The sequence below is a fragment of the Rhizobium mesoamericanum STM3625 genome (assembly GCF_000312665.1).
Taxonomy (GTDB): Bacteria; Pseudomonadota; Alphaproteobacteria; order Rhizobiales; family Rhizobiaceae; genus Rhizobium; species Rhizobium mesoamericanum.
This window is the reverse complement of sequence record NZ_HF536773.1, coordinates 528,711-545,163: the sequence shown is the minus strand read 5'-3', so window position 1 is coordinate 545,163 and position 16,453 is coordinate 528,711. Positions and strand designations below refer to the sequence as shown.

The window sequence follows — 16,453 nt, the reverse complement described above, 5'->3', positions numbered from 1 at the left end:
GGACCGCCTGCATGTGAGGGCAATTTGACCCTAAGGGGTCGCGAAGCCATTGATGATCATCAAGATGCGCAACCTGCTCTTTCATACTAGCATCGCTGACCTCTGGATGGGCCTCGCAAGCGTGAAGCTTTCGTTCCTCATGAGGTTTGGATCTCAGCATGGCGGTTCCAGTATAAACCAAGCAATTCGACTAGCATTCTACCGATATCATAAGTAACGCTCACCATCCTGTGCGATCTTCTTCGCGAAGTCGTTGCGAAGGGTTCCACCGTCGGCCATCCGTCGAAGTGCCCTGGTGAGATGATCGACGTTGCCAGCCTCCACAATCAGTCCATTTATTATATGCTTGACCAAGTCTGCGGCGCCTTCGTGGTGGTAATAAATCGGCAAGCCGCACCCTCCCGCTTCTAATGTCACTTGGGACGACTCCAACGGTATACAACTTCTCCGACCTTACTAAGAGCGGATTGGGCAATCAGCCTGATCAATGGTCGAGGGGGCTCAGCCATTTGGTGATCCAGGAGCCGCTTCAAAGGCCCGAGTGCCGCCGCCTCGAGCTCTTCCTGCTCAGGTATCGCCTTTGAGCGCGGGAGCTAGTCAAAAGGATGAGCGTGAGTGCTTAGGCGAGTGCGAAGATATACTATTGAAGAGCTATCCTGCCGGGATGAAGCCGAGGAATATCGACGGGCAATATTGCGTGAGTTAAGTGTTGGGTGTGTTTTATGACGGGTGCGGACATTCAATTCTACCTGGCGATCTTTTTTCGCCGAACACCGTATATAGCGGTCATATTCTTCACCGCGGTTGCGTTATCGATTGTCGCAGCTTTGCTCATGCCACGAGTCTATCGGTCAACTGCCAAAATCCTCGTTGAAGCTCCGGTGATCCCTGCTGATATGGTGAAACCGACGGTTCCGACGAGTTCGCTTGATCAATTGCTAATCGTGCAGCAGCAAATCACGACTCGTGCCAACCTGGTTGAACTTGCCAAGCAACTTGAACTTTATCGCGAAAAGGCTCTGCCCCCAACCGACGATATCGTCAAGGATATGCGTTCCCGCCTGGTGTTCGATCAACAGCTATTGGGCCTGGGAGCCGCGGCTGTTTTCAGTGTCGCTTTTGAAGCAGATACACCTACTTTGGCAGCAAAGGGCGCAAACCAGCTTGCGTCACTCATTCTACTGACAAACCAGCGTCAACGAACGGGTCGCGCCGGGGATACCCTGGAGTTTTTCGATGCCGAGGTGACAAGGCTTGGCAACGAACTCAACAGTGCAGAATCGGAATTGCTGAAGTTCAAAACGGAAAAGAGAAGTTCATTACCGGAGAGTTTGGGTTTCCGTCGGCAGCAGCAAGAAAACCAACAATTGCGGCTAACGTCGTTGGAACGGGAAGCTGCGGATCTTCGCACAAGGCGAAGCGTCTTGGTTGACACCTTTGCTGCAACCGGGCAGACCACGACCGGTGTGGTCGCCCCTAAGCAGCAAGTGCTGGCCGACTTGAACAAGGCTCTCGCAGACCAATTGGCGATTTTCTCGGAAACGAGCCCGAACATTATTAGATTGCGCGCCCGCATCGCATCCCTGCAAGCCGAGGCAGCGCCCCTTGGCGGTCCTAACGTGGACCGCGTGACAGGCATCGGACCACGTTCCGGAATTGAACTGCAGCTCGCCGACATTGATAAGCGTCTTCGAGGCATCGAGGCGGAACGGTCTAAGATTTCAGACGAAATTACGCTCATCACGCAATCGATCGATGCGACCCCGGCTACAGAAACCGCCCTGAATTCACTCGAGCGAGAAAGAGCGCATATTCAAACCCAATACGACGCTGCTATAGCGCGGCGAGCTGACGCTTCGCTCGGTGAGCAAGTCGAAACGCGCTCAAACGGGGGCCGCCTTACCCTTCTCGAGGAAGCGACGCCGCCGGAAACTCCCCTGAAACCGAAGCGCAGGCTGATCGTCGCATTCGGCGCGGCTGCAGGCATTGCACTAAGTGTGCTCTTTGTTGCGCTCCTCGAATTTCTCAATCGGACGATACGGCGCCCGAAGGAACTCGCCACCCTGCTCCAGAGCCAGCCATTGGCAGTCATCCCCTACATAGAGAGGTCGCAGGATGCTGGACTCTTACGGAGAGGGATAAAATCTGCATTTTCCGGACTGAAATTTGGCTGATGCGAGGGACGGGGCACTGTTGTGGGACATTCAATAATTCCTGGAAGGAAGGGTAAGCCGTACATGGAGTATCCACACGTCATTACTCACGAAGCCGCAAAGCATTTCGCGAGCGGACGTTCGCCTGGGGCGGGGGGGGCAGAACCGAGAGCGTCAGAGCAAATGGATTGGCAGAGCTTGCCCGAACTTCGTGTCGAGCGTGGTCTGTTCTCTCGTAATCGTATTGTGGCTGCAGAACGGCTCGTGCCTGAACATTCCGCCTTTGATATGCTGCGCACAAAATTGATGCAACGGTTGCGGCAGAACAATTGGAAATCTGTGGCCATCACCTCTCCCACGCCAGCTTGCGGGAAAACATTCGTCTCCCTCAATCTGGCCTTCAGTCTGGCACATCAAAAGGACTGCCGGACGCTTCTTCTTGACCTGGATCTTCGTCGTCCACAAGTTGGGAAGTCCCTCGGAATGAAAGATGCTGCCTCCATGGAGGCATTTTTGAAGGGAAATAGCAGCATATCTGAAACCTTCAGGCGGCATGGTGACAATCTGGCAATTGCTGCCAACAATCGTCCGGTCGAATTCGCCGCCGAACTCCTGCAAAGCAGTGAGGCAAATGACCAGCTGCAACGCCTCCAGCAAACTATGGCGCCGGACGTTCTGCTTTATGACCTGCCGCCGATGCTTTCAAACGATGACGTTCTGGCATTTCTGCCAAACGTAGATTGCGTGATTTTGGTTGCCGCGGCCGAACATAGCACGCTCAACGAGGTTGACGTCTGCGAACAGGAACTCGCCGCCAATACCAATATGGCGGGTGTTGTATTGAACAAGTGCCGATATACTATTGATAAGTATGGATACTAGAAGATCTGGAGAGCATTCCGCCAATCTCGATTGACGTCGTCTTTGATAATGTTGCTAATTTTCTGGTATTGTTATCAAATATAGGTAGGTGGTCGGCAACTTTACTGTATTGGAAATATTGTAATGCGGGAATAAATATGTCTCGCAAATTAGCGCTGTGCGTATGTTGCACACGGAAATTGTCTTGCGTTGGAGGGTGCATCTTTGGCCATCAAGACGGTATTTTCTTCATTACTATCGTTCGGCAGGATTGTCGCGCCAATGTTACTCTACCTGCCGCTGGCTGTCCTACAGGCGGATGTGGCGCGAGCCGAACTACTCCTGCCGCAGTCGAAAATACGAGTCTCGATCGTACAGTGGGTTCCCACAAAGGGGGTCTATGAGCCCTGGGCAGGGATCAGCGGTGAGTACACCATCTCCGACATGGGGACGGTCTCATTGCCGGTACTGGGAACGGTGGCGACAAACAATCATGATAATGCAGGTTTGGCGGCTGATATTGCAGAGCAGTTGCGTACCAAGCTCGGTCTGGTCTCGGCACCTGAGGCGACGGTCGAGATCATCAGCTATCCGCCGATCTATGTCGTCGGTGACGTCGCCAAACCAGGTGTGTACGAGTATCGCACGGGCCTTACGACAATCCAGGCATTTGCATCCAGCGGCGGTGAGGTCAGAGCCGACAGCAAAAGCTCCCTTGAAGTTACACGACTTCTCGGAGAAATCAGGGCTAGCGATGACTCGATCGTGCGTAGCACTGCCAGAAGCGAGCGGCTTCAGGCGGAGATGTCCGATGCGACCGAGCTTCACTTTTCACAAGCCGTCGATGAAACCAACCAATTCGCTGCTGCGATTTTCGATCAGGAAAAGACCATCTTCGGTGCGCGAAGAAGGGCAATGGAGCAGCAGGCGAAATCTTTGACAGAACTGCGCGATTTCCTGGAGAAAGAGATCAGTTCGCTTGAAGAGAAATTGACGAACGTCGAGGCGAATATCAAATCCAGCGAGGCCAAATTGGCAACTGCTGCCCAACTTGTTCAGCGCGGTATCGCTACAGCGTCGCGGCAGATGGACACTGAGCGCGATTTACGCGCCGACCAGGGCCAACGACTGGACTTAGAGACAGCTGTTATGCGTGCCCGGCAGGAATTCAGCAAAGCAAGCAGGGATCTCCAAGCCTTGTATGACGATCGCAGGTCAGAGGCTGCGGTCGAACTACAGAAGGAGCGTGCTTCGATGGCCCAGGAACGCCTAAAGCGCGAGACCAATCAAAACATATTGCTTGAGACGCTATCGGCTAATCCTTCAATTGGGCATCCTGATGATCAGAGGGTAACCTTCCATATCCTGAGACGCGAAGACGGGAAGCTCAATGACTTTCCGGCATCCGATACAACTATCTTGATGCCGGGTGACGTCGTGAAGGTGGCACGGAGCATTCCAAAAGGTGAGCTTGCGATAACGCATAGCAATGTAATCAAAGGTGACGGTGCGCCCGCCTCACCATCCCAAGCTCAGGCGAGCCAATGATGCTGGCAGAGCGCTCCTTGGGCTGCATTTCCGCAATGTTGGCCGCATCTTTGGGGATTGTCCGGTCGCAGGTGGAGGCAGTTTTGCACAATGACTGGATCTAGAAGCGGCAACGACGGTCAAAGCTACCGTCAGATCCTCAAATCGACCACACTTGTCGGTGGATCCTCAATCATCAATGTGGGATTTTCGATCCTTCGCAACAAGGCGATGGCCCTGCTTCTCGGCCCAGAGGGTGTTGGCATGATGGCGCTTTATAGCTCGATCGTCGATATCTCGCAGACGGTCGCCGGGCTCGGCATCAGCGCGAGCGGCGTTCGCCAGATTGCCGCCGCCGGCGGGGAAGACAGGGAACGGATATCAAGGGTCGTGACGATAGTGCGATCTGCCTCGTTGCTCCTTGGTCTGATTGGAGCGTTTCTGTTGCTGCTGTCCTCGTCGCGGATCGCCCAGTTCACTTTTGGAAACCAGCAGCACGCATCGGGAGTAATGGTTCTTTCACTGGCGGTCTTCTTTCAGGTGGTTGCTGGAGGTTGTGCGGCTGTCCTGCAGGGGATGCGCGAGATTTCAAGTCTTGCCTTCATGAGCGTACTCGCAGGCTTGTTCAGCGTGGTTGTTGGCATCCCACTTATCTACTTCTTGGGGGAGCACGGTATAGCACCGTGCCTGGTTTCTGCCGCCTTCGCTAGCTTTGCAGTATCGTGGTGGTTCAGTCGCCGGGTCGATGTATCCAGGTGCTCGATTTCTGCGGATCAACTGCTTCAGGAAACCAGCGCCCTCTTCAAGCTTGGCGCTGTTTTCATGGCGAGCGGCTTTTTGACGATGGGCAGCGCTTACGCTGTTCGCCTCATCGTTTCTTCCGAGAGCGGAATACATGCTGCGGGCCTCTATCAAGCTGCTTGGGCACTCGGAGGCCTGTATGCCGGCTTCATCTTGCAGGCAATGGGTACCGATTTCTATCCTCGGCTCACCGCCGTTGCGTTTGACAATTTCGAATGCAATCGTCTGGTCAACGAGCAGGCCGAAGTCAGCATGCTGTTGGCTGGCCCCGCCTTGATTGGGACGCTTACGCTCGCTCCTCTGGTCATGACGCTCTTCTATTCCTCTGATTTTCAGGCGGCCGTCGACCTCCTAAGATGGATTTGTCTGGGAATGATGCTGCGCATCATAGCGTGGCCGATTGGGTTCATCGTCCTGGCAAGAGGCGCCAAAGCAATCTTCTTCTGGACGGAAGTCGCCGCCACCGTGGTCCATGTTGGCCTTGCCTGGGTGTTTGTTCAGAAATTCGGTACCGCCGGAGCGGGCTTTGCATTCTTCGGCCTCTATGTCTGGCACAGCATACTGATATATTGGATCGCTCGGCGCCTTACGCGTTTCCGCTGGTCGGTCGCAAACCGCCGGCTGATCTTGGTCTATCTTCCTGTCTCTGCTTTCGTGTTCTGTGCCTTCGAGTTACTGCCGCTCTGGCAAGCCACAATTCTTGGCTTGGTCATTGCCACTCTGGCAGGAGTTTATTCCCTTAGAATCCTTGCCGGTCTTCTACCCCAGGACATGTTCCCACCGGCACTTCGGCCGCTGATCCAAAGCATTCGCAGCGCGTAGGACCAGGCCTCAAATTTATTGGTCTAAGATTATGGTCCTGGCGGGTGAGGGGAGGTTATCTGCGAGCAAGAGGATAGCACCCGCTGATGCCAGCGTACCTCGCCGAACCGGCACCATTTGGACGGAGATTCTCCGACCTTACGAGCAAAATCTACGCATTGATTGCTGATGAGGGTCCTGCCTCGCCCTCCGACAACTCGGGGCCTAACCATAACAGCAGACAGCTGTTGCCCCGCCACATGCTGCTACGCCGGGTGCGAACAATTACTACGAGGTTTTACGGATAGAACGCATGTACCGCAAAGTCGGAACTGCCGATGTCTATCGAGTTTTCGATCGCAGATCATAAGTCGCCGGCTGCGGGTCAGGGCTAGGGTGGGTTATTCTTAACCGGCCCGCTTGATAGCCGGGTCACAGACGTGAACCACTGCTTTCATCGCCCCAGCGACGGAGTTCAATTCACTATCTCTCATCTGTACAAACAGAGGCAAAATTATCGCGTGCCGTTGTGCTGAAAGACTTCGCTCAAGGCTGCTCGAAATGCGATGTGATCCGTCTTCCGCATAGGCTTCCTCGGTATGGATGTTCATTATCCCGCGTCTTGTAGAGACGCCTCGATCAAGCAGTTCCTGCATGACCTCACGTTGATCGAGATGAGGCAGCAACCTTACGCAAAAGCTTTGCCAATTGCTGCGAGCCCATTTGGGTTCGACTGGCAACGCGATCGCTGCTGTTGCATCAAGTTGCTCGGCATATTGCCTCGCAATCTCACGCCGCCGCGCGATGATTGCCGGCAGCCGCTTCAGCTGCTCACGCCCAACCGCCGCCTGCATGTCGGTCATGCGATAGTTATAGCCTAGCTCGGGATAGCATTCGAAAATCACCTGCTTCGAGCCGTGGCGTACTGCATCCGTCACACTCATCCCATGCTGCCGCCACAAGCGGAACTTTCGATCATACTCCGGGTTGGCCGTCGTCAGCATACCGCCGTCGCCGGTCGTTACCACCTTGCGGGGGTGAAAGGAAAAGCAGGCAATATCGCCGTGCGGCTTACCGATCTTTTCCCATCGACCCTTCCAGAGGATTTCGCTACCCGTTGCGCAAGCTGCGTCCTCGATCACCGGGATTAGATGGCGGGCCGCGATCGTAACGACGCGGCGCAAGTCGCAGGGCATTCCAAGCTGATGGACGCAAAGGATGGCCTTCGTTCGGGGCGTGATGGCGGCCTCGATTAAGTCGGGATCGATGTTGTAGCCATCCTTTTCGATATCCACGAAAACAGGCACAGCGCCACAATAGCGGATCGCATTTGCGGTTGCGATGAACGTGTGGCTAACAGTGATAACTTCATCGCCAGGCTCAACGCCAACCGCCTTGAGCGCAAGGTGGAGCGCGGTCGTGCAATTGGATACGGCACATGCGTGGGCGGCACCGACAAAATCGGCGAACTCTTCCTCGAAGGCGGCCACCTCGGGCCCTTGAGTGACCCAACCGGACAGAATGACGCGGCGAACCGCCTCGACCTCCTGTTCGTCGAGGACAGGTTTGGCAACCGGGATCTGGCTCATGCTGCCTCTCCTGCGTTCAGGCTCTTTTCCAGGCGCCACCACGCTACGAGATCGCGCAATCCCTCTTCCATTGTCACCTTTGCGCTGAAGCCCAGGAGCTTCTCCGCCTTGGCAGTCGAGGCAAGGCGCCGCGGCACGGCATTGACCTTGCGCGCCGGCCCGAATTGCGGTTCCAACGAAGAGCCCATGACCCTGGTCAACAGACCGGCAAGTTCACGAAGGCTCGTCTCGCTGCCGCTTGCAACATTGAATACCTCATCGGTGACATCAGATCTTGCTGCAAGCAGATTGGCGCGTGCAATGTCGTGCACATGCACGAAATCCATCGTTTGCGTGCCATCACCGAGGATGATCGGCGGCAAGCCGCCGGCAATGCGCTCCATCCAGCGGATCAGAACTTCCGTGTATGCGCCGTAAACATCCATGCGTGGACCGTAGACGTTGAAGTAGCGAAGCGCGACGTAGCGCAGGCCGTACATCTCCGCAAAGCTGCGCAGGAGACCTTCGTTGAAGGCTTTGGCAGCACCGTAAATGGTGCGATTGTTATAGGGGTGATGGTCCTCGGTGGTCGGAAAGGTATCGGCCAGCCCAAGGACCGAGGCAGACGATGCCGCCACAACCTTGGAAACGCCCGCCTGAACCGCCGCTTCAAGCACGTCGAAGGTACCGCCTGCCAGAACATCAAAAGCAAGCCGAGGTTCCTCAGCGCATTGCGTGATGCGAATGGCAGCCTGATGGAAGACAACATCGATGCCTTGGCTGACCTCGTTGAGAAGCGCACGGTCCCTGATGTCGCCCTCGACAATCGTCACCAAAGCCCGATCCACAGCGTCAGCCAGATTCTCACGCCTGCCGCGGACAAAATTGTCCAGGATCACGATTTCTTTGGGTTCCTCGCGAGCGACGAGATCCGCAATGTGCGAGCCGATGAGACCGGCGCCACCGGTGATCAAAATCCGTTTGTCCTTCATACTCTAACTCTCCGAATTTGGGCCGCTCGAATCCTGATCCGTTCGCCAGCGCAGGAATTTCGCAGGCACGCCGGCGACGACAGAAAAGGGTGCAACATCGTCGACGACGACTGCCCCAGCACCAACGATCGCGCCCTTGCCGATCGTCACGCCGGGAAGAATGGTGGCATTGGTGCCGATGTCTGCCCATGCACCGATGCGCACCGGCCTAATTTCGAGGTCAGTGCGAATAATCGGCATGTCGATTGGCATTGCAGTATGGCTCGAGCCCAGGACCTTCGCGCCTGGCCCCCATCCAACATGATCCTCAATAACGAGGTCACGCGCGTCAAAATAGGCCTGGGGCCCGATCCAGACATTGTTTCCAATCCGGCAGGTACCGTCATACCTGCCCTGGATGTAGGCTTGTGCGCCGATAAAGACCCCGTCACCGATTTCAAAGGTTTCCGGATGCTTGAAACCGGCTCCGCTGCCAACCTGCAAGCCACTGCCGCATTGGCGCGCGAGGCTCTTCCAGATTGACTTGCGCATGAAGCTATCGACAAAGCCGTCACCGGTCGCGAAGCGCGCATAGAGTTCCACGAGGCCCGCGGTACCATAGGAGCGCGTCAACTCCTCTGCCAGATGACTGACATAGTCGGGGTCCACGGAGGTCTGCTGACGCCCATGCACTGCCAGAACAAGACGCACGCCGGTGACGGGGTCAGCTGACATAGGCGTCCTGCTCCACAGCAGCTGCAATCTGATCGACTTGCCTCAATGTCAGCTCTGGATAGATCGGCAGCGAGAGCACCTCGCGCGCTGCGGCCTCCGATACCGGGAGATCTCCGGAACGATACCCAAGATCAACATGCGCTTTCTGCAGGTGGATCGGGATCGGATAGTGGAGCCCGGTTTGAATACCCTCTGACCGTAACGAGTGCTGCAGTCGCTCGCGGTCGAGGCTGCGCACGGCGTAGACGTGATAGACATGGCGGCGATCCATCATCGCAACGGGGACGCGCACCGCGCGCGAATTGGTCAAAAGCGTTGTGTACCGAGCGGCACGAACGCGTCGTGCTTCCGTCCAGTCCTTGAGGTGTCGAAGCTTGATCCGCAGGATCGCACCCTGGATCTCGTCCATACGATAGTTAAAGCCCTTCAGCGTGTGGTGATAACGTTGCTCCTGGCCCCAGTCCCGCAGCATCCTGATCTTCTTGGCGTGGTCGTCATCGTTGGTAACGACGATGCCGCCCTCGCCACAGGCGCCGAGGTTCTTGCCGGGGTAGAAGCTGAAGCAGCCTGATACACCGATGCTTCCCGCACGGCGTCCCTTGTATTCTGCGCCATGAGCTTGGCAGGAGTCTTCGATCACGGGAATTCCATGCTTGTCAGCGATGGCCATAATTGCGTCCATATCGGCCATCTGACCATAAAGATGAACTGGCATGATGGCTTTGGTCCGCGGTGTTATGGCGGCCTCCAGCCTGGCTGGATCCATTGTCAGCGTGGCCGGCTCGACATCAACGAAGACCGGGCGAGCGCCCGTGTAGCAGACAGCCGATGCAGTCGCGACGAAAGTGAAAGAAACGGTAACAACCTCGTCCCCGGGCCCAACGCCAGCAGCGAGCAGGGCAAGATGCAAAGCGCTCGTACCGGTATTGACCGCGATCGCATGTTTGGCATCGCAATAGGCCGCGAATTCCTCCTCAAAACGAGCGACTTCTTCGCCAAGGACGTAGTGGCCCGACGCGAGCACGCGCAGTACCGCGGGCTCAACCTCGCTCTTGATGGCGGCATACTGAGCCTTGAGATCGAGAAGGGGGATCATGCAATCAGCCTCGCCGGCTCGAGCTCAATGACACGCCCGCGCTGTGCAAGCGACTGGGTGGCAGCTTCAAGAATGCGCACGACGCGAAGTCCCGCATGCCCATCGGCGATCGGCTGGCTGTTTGTCGCAATGCAATCGACAAACTGCTTGAGTTCGCGGCCGAGTGCTTCCGTCATGTCGAGTTGAGGGGCGTACATGTCGCCGGTCCGGTAACCCACGCGCATGTCGTAGACCTTTTCGCCGTCCGTTTGCGGATTGCCGTTTAGCGTAATGCCCTTGTCGTAGACCTTGATCTTCTCGCTCGGCTCCAGATCATCGTAGACGATCATCTTGCTGCTGCCGCCGATCAGCGTTCGGCGAACCTTGACGGGTGCGAGCCAGTTGACGTGAATGTGTGCGATCAGCTTGCTTTCGAAGAAGAGCGTCAGATAGGCGATGTTCTCGGGCTCGCCGGTAACGTGGCCCATGCCCGTTGCCGAGACCGCCACCGGCTTTTCCGGCAGGACATAGTCCATGATCGACAGATCGTGGACGGCCAGATCCCATATGACGCTGACATCGTGCTGGAACAGGCCGAGATTAACGCGCACGGAATCGTAGTAATAGATGTCTCCAAGACCGTTCTCGATGATCTCCCGCATCTTGCGGACGGCACCTGTGTGAATAAAGGTGTGGTCAACCGCAAGAATGAGACGTCGACGCGCGGCCTCGTCCACCATCCGGCGAGCCTCCTCGGAGGTAGAGGCCATCGGCTTTTCGACGAATACATGTTTGCCGGCCATCAGGGCTTTCATCGCCAGCATGTAATGAGCCGATACCGGTGTGGCGATGGCAACGGCGTCAACGCTTGGGTCGCGCAGCACCTCGTCGAAATCATCTGTGATCTGGACCGTTGGATAGCGCAGCTGGACGCCAGAAAGGCGATCCTTCTTGAGATCGCACACCCAAATGAGTTTTGCACCGGGCGTTTCGGCAAGATTTCGGACCAGATTAGGCCCCCAATACCCATAACCGACGACGGCAACTCCGATCATCTTGCTCTCCCGGATGAAATCACTTCGACTGGCGCATCCTTCGCGCGGCCAATAATTTTTGCCGGTACGCCGGCAACAATTGCGTAGGCAGGCACGTCCTTGGTGACGACCGCACCCGCGCCAATCTGCGCGCCTTCGCCGATCGTTACGCCGGCGACGATGGTCGCGTTGCTGCCGATTGAGGCGTGACGCTTGACGAGCGTTGGCACGACCGACCAGTCCGCATCGGACTGAAGGGAACCGTCGAGGTTGACGGCACGTGGATGCAGATCGTTGGTGAACATCACGCCGTGACCTACGAAGACGCCGTCTTCGATGGTCACACCCTCGCAGATGAAAGAGTGACTGGAGATTTTGCAGTTTTCTGCGATCGAAGCGTTCTTCTGAACCTCGACGAATGTCCCGATGCGGGTGCCTGCGCCAACTGAGCAACCGTAAAGGTTTACCAGATCTGGATGGTGAATAACGACGCCGTCACCCAACCTAACGCTTGGTGCAATCATGTCGTAATGGTTCCCTTTTTCTCTTACTCGATACACAGAGGGAACAAGCGAATACGACTTGTGCTCGGCAGCCATCGACCCCTCTGGTGCCAGAAAACAACTTTGTCGCTTACCAGTAAACGGAACAAAAATCGGTAATTATGCTACCAAAAAGTCGTAGCCATTCGGTGGTTTATATTAAGTATATTTAAGATATAGGGTGGTAAGACGTGGATGCTGTATGCGTTATTTTAGAGTTATTATTTCCGAGAGGCGGCTTGGATCAGGATGGTAGCTTCATTACATGCGATAAGCAGATACACTTTCGACTTTTCGAACGAGGTGAAAATTGCTCTGCGAAAAGCTGCAACGACAGTGCAAGCGCGCCGAAGAGCACTGCGCGTCTCTGCTTCTAACGCACAGTCAACAAGTCCGGCGATCTACTTTTTGACGCCCGACTATCCAAAGCCGGCCGGTGGAATTCGCGTCATATACAGACTTGTCGATATTCTAAATGCAGCAGGTGTCAACGCGTTCGTCTTACACCAGAAACCACATTTTCGGTGCAATTGGTTCGAGAACCGCACGCGAGTTGCCGGTGTTTCAAACGTCACGGTGCGGCAGGGCGACTTGCTTGTTGTTTCGGAATTGGATGTCGCGGTCCTCGCAGCTCTGCCTAAGGGAGTGCGATATGCAATATTCAATCAAAATGCACATATGACATGGCAACGCGGTCCCAGTTCAGCTTGGTATGCCGCTACGCCGGATCTTGCTGGCGTCATAACAGTCTCGGACCACAATCTCGAAATGCTTCGTTACGCCTATCCCGGATGTCGGCTTGAGAGAATTCATCTCGGTATAGACGCTGACCTATTCTATCCGGGCGGCGCGAGCCGTTCACGGCGGATCGCTTATATGCCGCGCCGTGGTCAAGACGACGCCACTCAAGTTTTGGAAATACTTCGCGCGCGCGGTGTCTTGGAAGGTTGGGAAATTGCTGCTTTGGATGGCTTGTCGCATCGCCAGGTCGCTGAAGAACTCCGCCGATCCCGTATTTTCCTGGCCTTTACCCATCAGGAAGGGTTTGGGCTTCCCGCTGCCGAGGCCATGGCTTGTGGGTGCTATGTCATAGGAAACCATGGCTTCGGCGGTGGCGAATTCTTTCAAACCGAATTTTGTAGCCCGGTGCAGGTCGGTGACGTGCTGCATTTCGCCCAATCTGTCGAAAGAATCATCGCGATTGAGAACAAGACAGATGGATGGTGTGCGAAAAAGGGTGAGCTGGCGTCAAAGGCAATTGCCGAAGGATATTCGCAGGCAAGGGAGCGAGACGATGTTCTGCGGTTGTTTCGCAATTTCACACAGGCGAACGTCGGAGCGTCGAAGTGAATATTCTCGTCTATCCGCATGAGCTCGCAATGGGGGGAAGCCAGATTAACGCGATCGAACTGGCTGCAGCGGTACGCGACAGGGGGCACAATGTAACCATCACCGCCCCAGACGGCGTGCTGTCATCTATGATCCGGCAGCTGGGACTCGACTATGTGCCCATTCCCAGGGCCCCTTACTTTCCCTCAGTTGCCACCGCCTTCCAACTGTCGGCGTTGGCGCGCCGTATTGATGCAGATTTAATACATACCTACGAGTGGCGACCGGCGATCGAATGTACTTTCGGACCCCATTTTTTCGCAGGCACGCGAATGCTTGCAACCGTGCTGTCCATGGATATTTCGCATCTTTTTCCGCGCCACGTGTCGCTCATCGTCGGTACCCAACAACTCGCGCAGACCCGACCGGCCCAGAAAATATGGGTACTTGAGCCGCCGATTGATGACGAACGCAACAAGACTCGCGACGTGATCGCGGCGCGGTCGCGATGGGGATTCCACGATGACGAAATAGTCGTTTGCGTCATTTGTCGACTAACCACAGACCTTGAGAAAGTCCAAGGTGTGCTGGAAGCAATTGACGTTGTCGGGAGTATGGCGAGTAGTTTCAAGCTGCGTTTAATCGTCGCCGGGGACGGTGCCGGTAAAGCTGACGTCGATACGGCAGCAGCTTCAGTCAATTGTCGCCATGGTCGCGAGATCATTACGGTAACAGGGGAACTCCTTGAACCTGATGCCGTCTATGAGGCTTCGGACATTGTTCTCGGAATGGGTAGCTCAGCGTTGAAAGGCATGGCCTTTTCAAAGCCTCTGATCGTGCAGGGGACCGCGGGTTTCTGGAGGCTGTTTGACGAGCAGTCGGTGAACCTCTTTTTATATCAGGGCCTTTTTGGTCATGGCGGTGGAGGTCGTGTCGAGCTCAGATCAATACTCGAAAAACTGGCTGTAGATAAGGATAGAAGGACGATACTAGGTAATTTCGGGCGATCGGTAATAGAAGAGCGCTTCAGCCTCGACTTTATGGCCGATCGGCTAATCGAAATCTACCAACAAACAGTTTCCGAGAAGCAGCCATTAGACAAGAGGCTGGGTTCGATGAGCCGCACCCTATTCGACGTTGCCAAATTCCGGGCGAAAATGGAGTGGCACGCCTTGAGGTACGCGGTCAGGGGCAGGTCAGTATGAACACTTTTCTGCGCTTGCCGACGCACAACGCAATGTCGATGCGATCCGCTTCATGGCGGGGAGAAGCCGTGCCTGGTGTTTCACGTAGGCTGACAGTCAAGCCACGGAAGTCGCAGTTGTCACGGCCCACGGTTACCGTGATCATCCCTTGCTATAATTACGCACGCTACCTGTCGGCGGCCGTTGAGAGCGCTTTGTCCCAGGATGGCGTCAATGTCGATGTCGTTGTGGTCGACGATGCGTCGACCGATGAAAGTTTACGGGTTGCACAGCAATTTGCGGCGAACGACGCCCGTGTGAGAGTGATCGGTCACCGCACGAACGCCGGGCCGGTCCAAACCTTCAATGATGGATTGGCGATCGCTCAAGGGGAGTTTCTGGTTCGACTCGACGCCGACGATATTCTGACGCCCGGCGCGTTGAAGCGCGCAACCGATGTCATGAGCAGCTTTCCGTCGGTTGGATTGGTTTATGGCCATCCACTACATTTCAGTGGCGGTAAATTCCCCGTGCCGCGCACCACCGCCAGGCGCTGGACAATATGGCCCGGCAGGGAATGGCTCGCCGACCGTTGTAAGACAGCATGGAACGTCATCACTTCTCCTGAAGTGTTGATGCGTCGCAGTGTGGTGGATCGAGTTGGCGGACAGAAAGAGTTAGCCCACTCTCACGACATGGAAATGTGGCTGAGATTATCTGCATATTCGGACGTGGCCTATATTCATGGCGCTGATCAGGCATGGCATCGCGAGCACAACAAGAGTCTCTCGACTGGTGTCGACAGCCTGAACGATTTTCACGAGCGCCGCGCGGCTTTCGATGTCCTTTTTGCAGGGATCGTAGGGACCATTCCGGAAGCAGCAACGCTGCGCGCCAGCGCGACCCTGGCGCTATCAAGATACTGCCTGGAGGTGTCGAGTCGATTGTATGATCATCGGAAGGTCGACCTAGAGCAGGTTGAACTTATGGTCGATCTGGCTCGTGAAATAGTCCCGAACCTGGAGCAAGTCCCGGGCTGGCGAGGTCTGAAATGGCGTATGGCCGTTGGCCCCGGAAAAGCAGCTTGTCACCCGATATTCTTCCTTGAGCGGCTATATCGAGGTTTGCGGGGCAGGTGGCGCAAGTTGCGTTGGCATCGCACCGGCTACTAGGGACAGATCGTTCGCAGCGAGAACCACATTTTGTGGTCTCGCTATAGACCTTCTGCCCTGTCGGAACGTACTGGCGCTACCCTTCGGACTTCAAAATACTATGGCTAACCGCGTCCTGCGGATAGCTCAACTTCGCTCTTTTCCGGACTTGCCAACCGATGCCCCACCAAAGAAATCGCAGCGCTTATGCCATGTTTGACTAAGCGCGAATGCTCTTTTCTCGTGTTGAAGCAAGATTTGGTTATGCCTCTACGTCGAAAGGATTTCTATCTCCCAAATCAATTCGAGTTTATTGAATAAGTTAACTTTTAACGTCAGGGTCAAATTTGCCAATGGCCGGTCGGCTTCCGTCGGATCGAAAACGCCTGGTGCGTCTGCAGCCGTCAAAGCCAGGGCGTGGATTTACTTCGACAGTGACAGTGCTGAGCGGAGTTTCAACTCAAACCACCCGACATCCCCTCATGTCAAAGCCTAGCGGTCGACCGGCGGATGGTCGTGAAACAGATATGTACGATGACTTAGCATTTACTGCCGCCCCAGAGACGGCGGCATCGCTTCAAAGAGCCGAACATCCGACTGGGACACGGCACCGGGGTCAGGCAAAGTTACAATCGGAGGGGAGAAGCTGTGACTCCGGAGCAGTATGGCGGCGACGGCTGATTGCGCTAGTCATTGTTTCGCTGGCAATTCCTTGGGTTTT

Annotated in this window: 14 protein-coding genes; 7 read left to right on the top strand and 7 right to left on the bottom strand. The window is 55.5% G+C overall.

The window, feature by feature from the left end; translation table 11 throughout:
- Positions 1-207 precede the first annotated feature (207 nt).
- Complete coding sequence (locus BN77_RS35945; protein WP_425280251.1) at positions 208-417, bottom strand: glycosyltransferase; 210 nt, start codon at positions 415-417, stop codon at positions 208-210.
- A 305-nt stretch (positions 418-722) separates the two neighbouring features.
- Between BN77_RS35945 and BN77_RS22840 the strand changes: the two genes are divergently transcribed.
- The 4 genes from BN77_RS22840 (at position 723) to BN77_RS22825 (ending at position 6,164) form a co-directional block, all read left to right on the top strand.
- A complete protein-coding gene (locus BN77_RS22840; protein ID WP_007536496.1) occupies positions 723-2,174 on the top strand; it encodes a GumC family protein in 1,452 nt (483 codons plus the stop codon).
- A 63-nt stretch (positions 2,175-2,237) separates the two neighbouring features.
- Entirely contained in the window at positions 2,238-3,035 is a 798-nt protein-coding gene (locus tag BN77_RS22835) for a CpsD/CapB family tyrosine-protein kinase (protein ID WP_007536494.1), read from the top strand.
- Positions 3,036-3,239: 204 nt separating this feature from the next.
- Positions 3,240-4,562: a polysaccharide biosynthesis/export family protein gene (locus BN77_RS22830; RefSeq protein WP_007536492.1), complete on the top strand. Its 1,323-nt coding sequence runs from the start codon at positions 3,240-3,242 to the stop codon at positions 4,560-4,562.
- Positions 4,563-4,652: 90 nt separating this feature from the next.
- Positions 4,653-6,164 carry an O-antigen translocase gene (locus BN77_RS22825; RefSeq protein WP_007536490.1) on the top strand — a complete coding sequence of 504 codons (1,512 nt, stop codon included), beginning with the start codon at positions 4,653-4,655 and terminating at the stop codon, positions 6,162-6,164.
- 386 nt (positions 6,165-6,550) lie between these two features.
- On the opposite strand, the gene BN77_RS22820 is transcribed toward BN77_RS22825, so the two are convergent.
- Genes BN77_RS22820 through BN77_RS22795 form a run of 6 tightly spaced genes read right to left on the bottom strand, consistent with a single transcriptional unit; the run spans position 6,551 to position 12,050 of the window.
- Positions 6,551-7,732: a DegT/DnrJ/EryC1/StrS family aminotransferase gene (locus BN77_RS22820; protein ID WP_007536489.1), complete on the bottom strand. Its 1,182-nt coding sequence runs from the start codon at positions 7,730-7,732 to the stop codon at positions 6,551-6,553.
- Positions 7,729-8,703: an NAD-dependent epimerase/dehydratase family protein gene (locus tag BN77_RS22815; protein ID WP_007536487.1), complete on the bottom strand. Its 975-nt coding sequence runs from the start codon at positions 8,701-8,703 to the stop codon at positions 7,729-7,731. The genes BN77_RS22820 and BN77_RS22815 overlap by 4 nt, the downstream gene beginning before the upstream one ends.
- A gap of 3 nt (positions 8,704-8,706) precedes the next feature.
- Positions 8,707-9,417, bottom strand: coding sequence for an acyltransferase (locus BN77_RS22810; protein WP_007536485.1), 711 nt, complete (start codon positions 9,415-9,417; stop codon positions 8,707-8,709).
- Positions 9,407-10,513, bottom strand: coding sequence for a DegT/DnrJ/EryC1/StrS family aminotransferase (locus BN77_RS22805; protein WP_007536484.1), 1,107 nt, complete (start codon positions 10,511-10,513; stop codon positions 9,407-9,409). The genes BN77_RS22810 and BN77_RS22805 overlap by 11 nt, the downstream gene beginning before the upstream one ends.
- The gene (locus tag BN77_RS22800) at positions 10,510-11,547 is read right to left on the bottom strand and encodes a Gfo/Idh/MocA family protein (protein WP_007536482.1); all 1,038 of its coding nucleotides are present in this window, start codon (positions 11,545-11,547) and stop codon (positions 10,510-10,512) included. Before BN77_RS22800 ends, BN77_RS22805 begins: the two co-directional genes overlap by 4 nt.
- Entirely contained in the window at positions 11,544-12,050 is a 507-nt protein-coding gene (locus tag BN77_RS22795) for an acyltransferase (protein ID WP_007536481.1), read from the bottom strand. The genes BN77_RS22800 and BN77_RS22795 overlap by 4 nt, the downstream gene beginning before the upstream one ends.
- A gap of 267 nt (positions 12,051-12,317) precedes the next feature.
- On the opposite strand from BN77_RS22795, the gene BN77_RS22790 reads away from it, so the two are divergent.
- The 3 genes from BN77_RS22790 to BN77_RS22780 are packed head-to-tail and all read left to right on the top strand — an operon-like array spanning position 12,318 to position 15,753.
- Positions 12,318-13,418, top strand: a complete 1,101-nt coding sequence (locus BN77_RS22790) for a glycosyltransferase family 4 protein (protein WP_081593592.1) — start codon at positions 12,318-12,320, stop codon at positions 13,416-13,418.
- The gene (locus BN77_RS22785; RefSeq protein WP_007536476.1) at positions 13,415-14,602 is read left to right on the top strand and encodes a glycosyltransferase; all 1,188 of its coding nucleotides are present in this window, start codon (positions 13,415-13,417) and stop codon (positions 14,600-14,602) included. The genes BN77_RS22790 and BN77_RS22785 overlap by 4 nt, the downstream gene beginning before the upstream one ends.
- Positions 14,599-15,753 (top strand): glycosyltransferase family 2 protein, encoded by a 1,155-nt coding sequence (locus tag BN77_RS22780; protein WP_007536474.1) that lies wholly within the window; start codon positions 14,599-14,601, stop codon positions 15,751-15,753. Before BN77_RS22785 ends, BN77_RS22780 begins: the two co-directional genes overlap by 4 nt.
- The last annotated feature ends 700 nt before the right edge of the window (positions 15,754-16,453 follow it).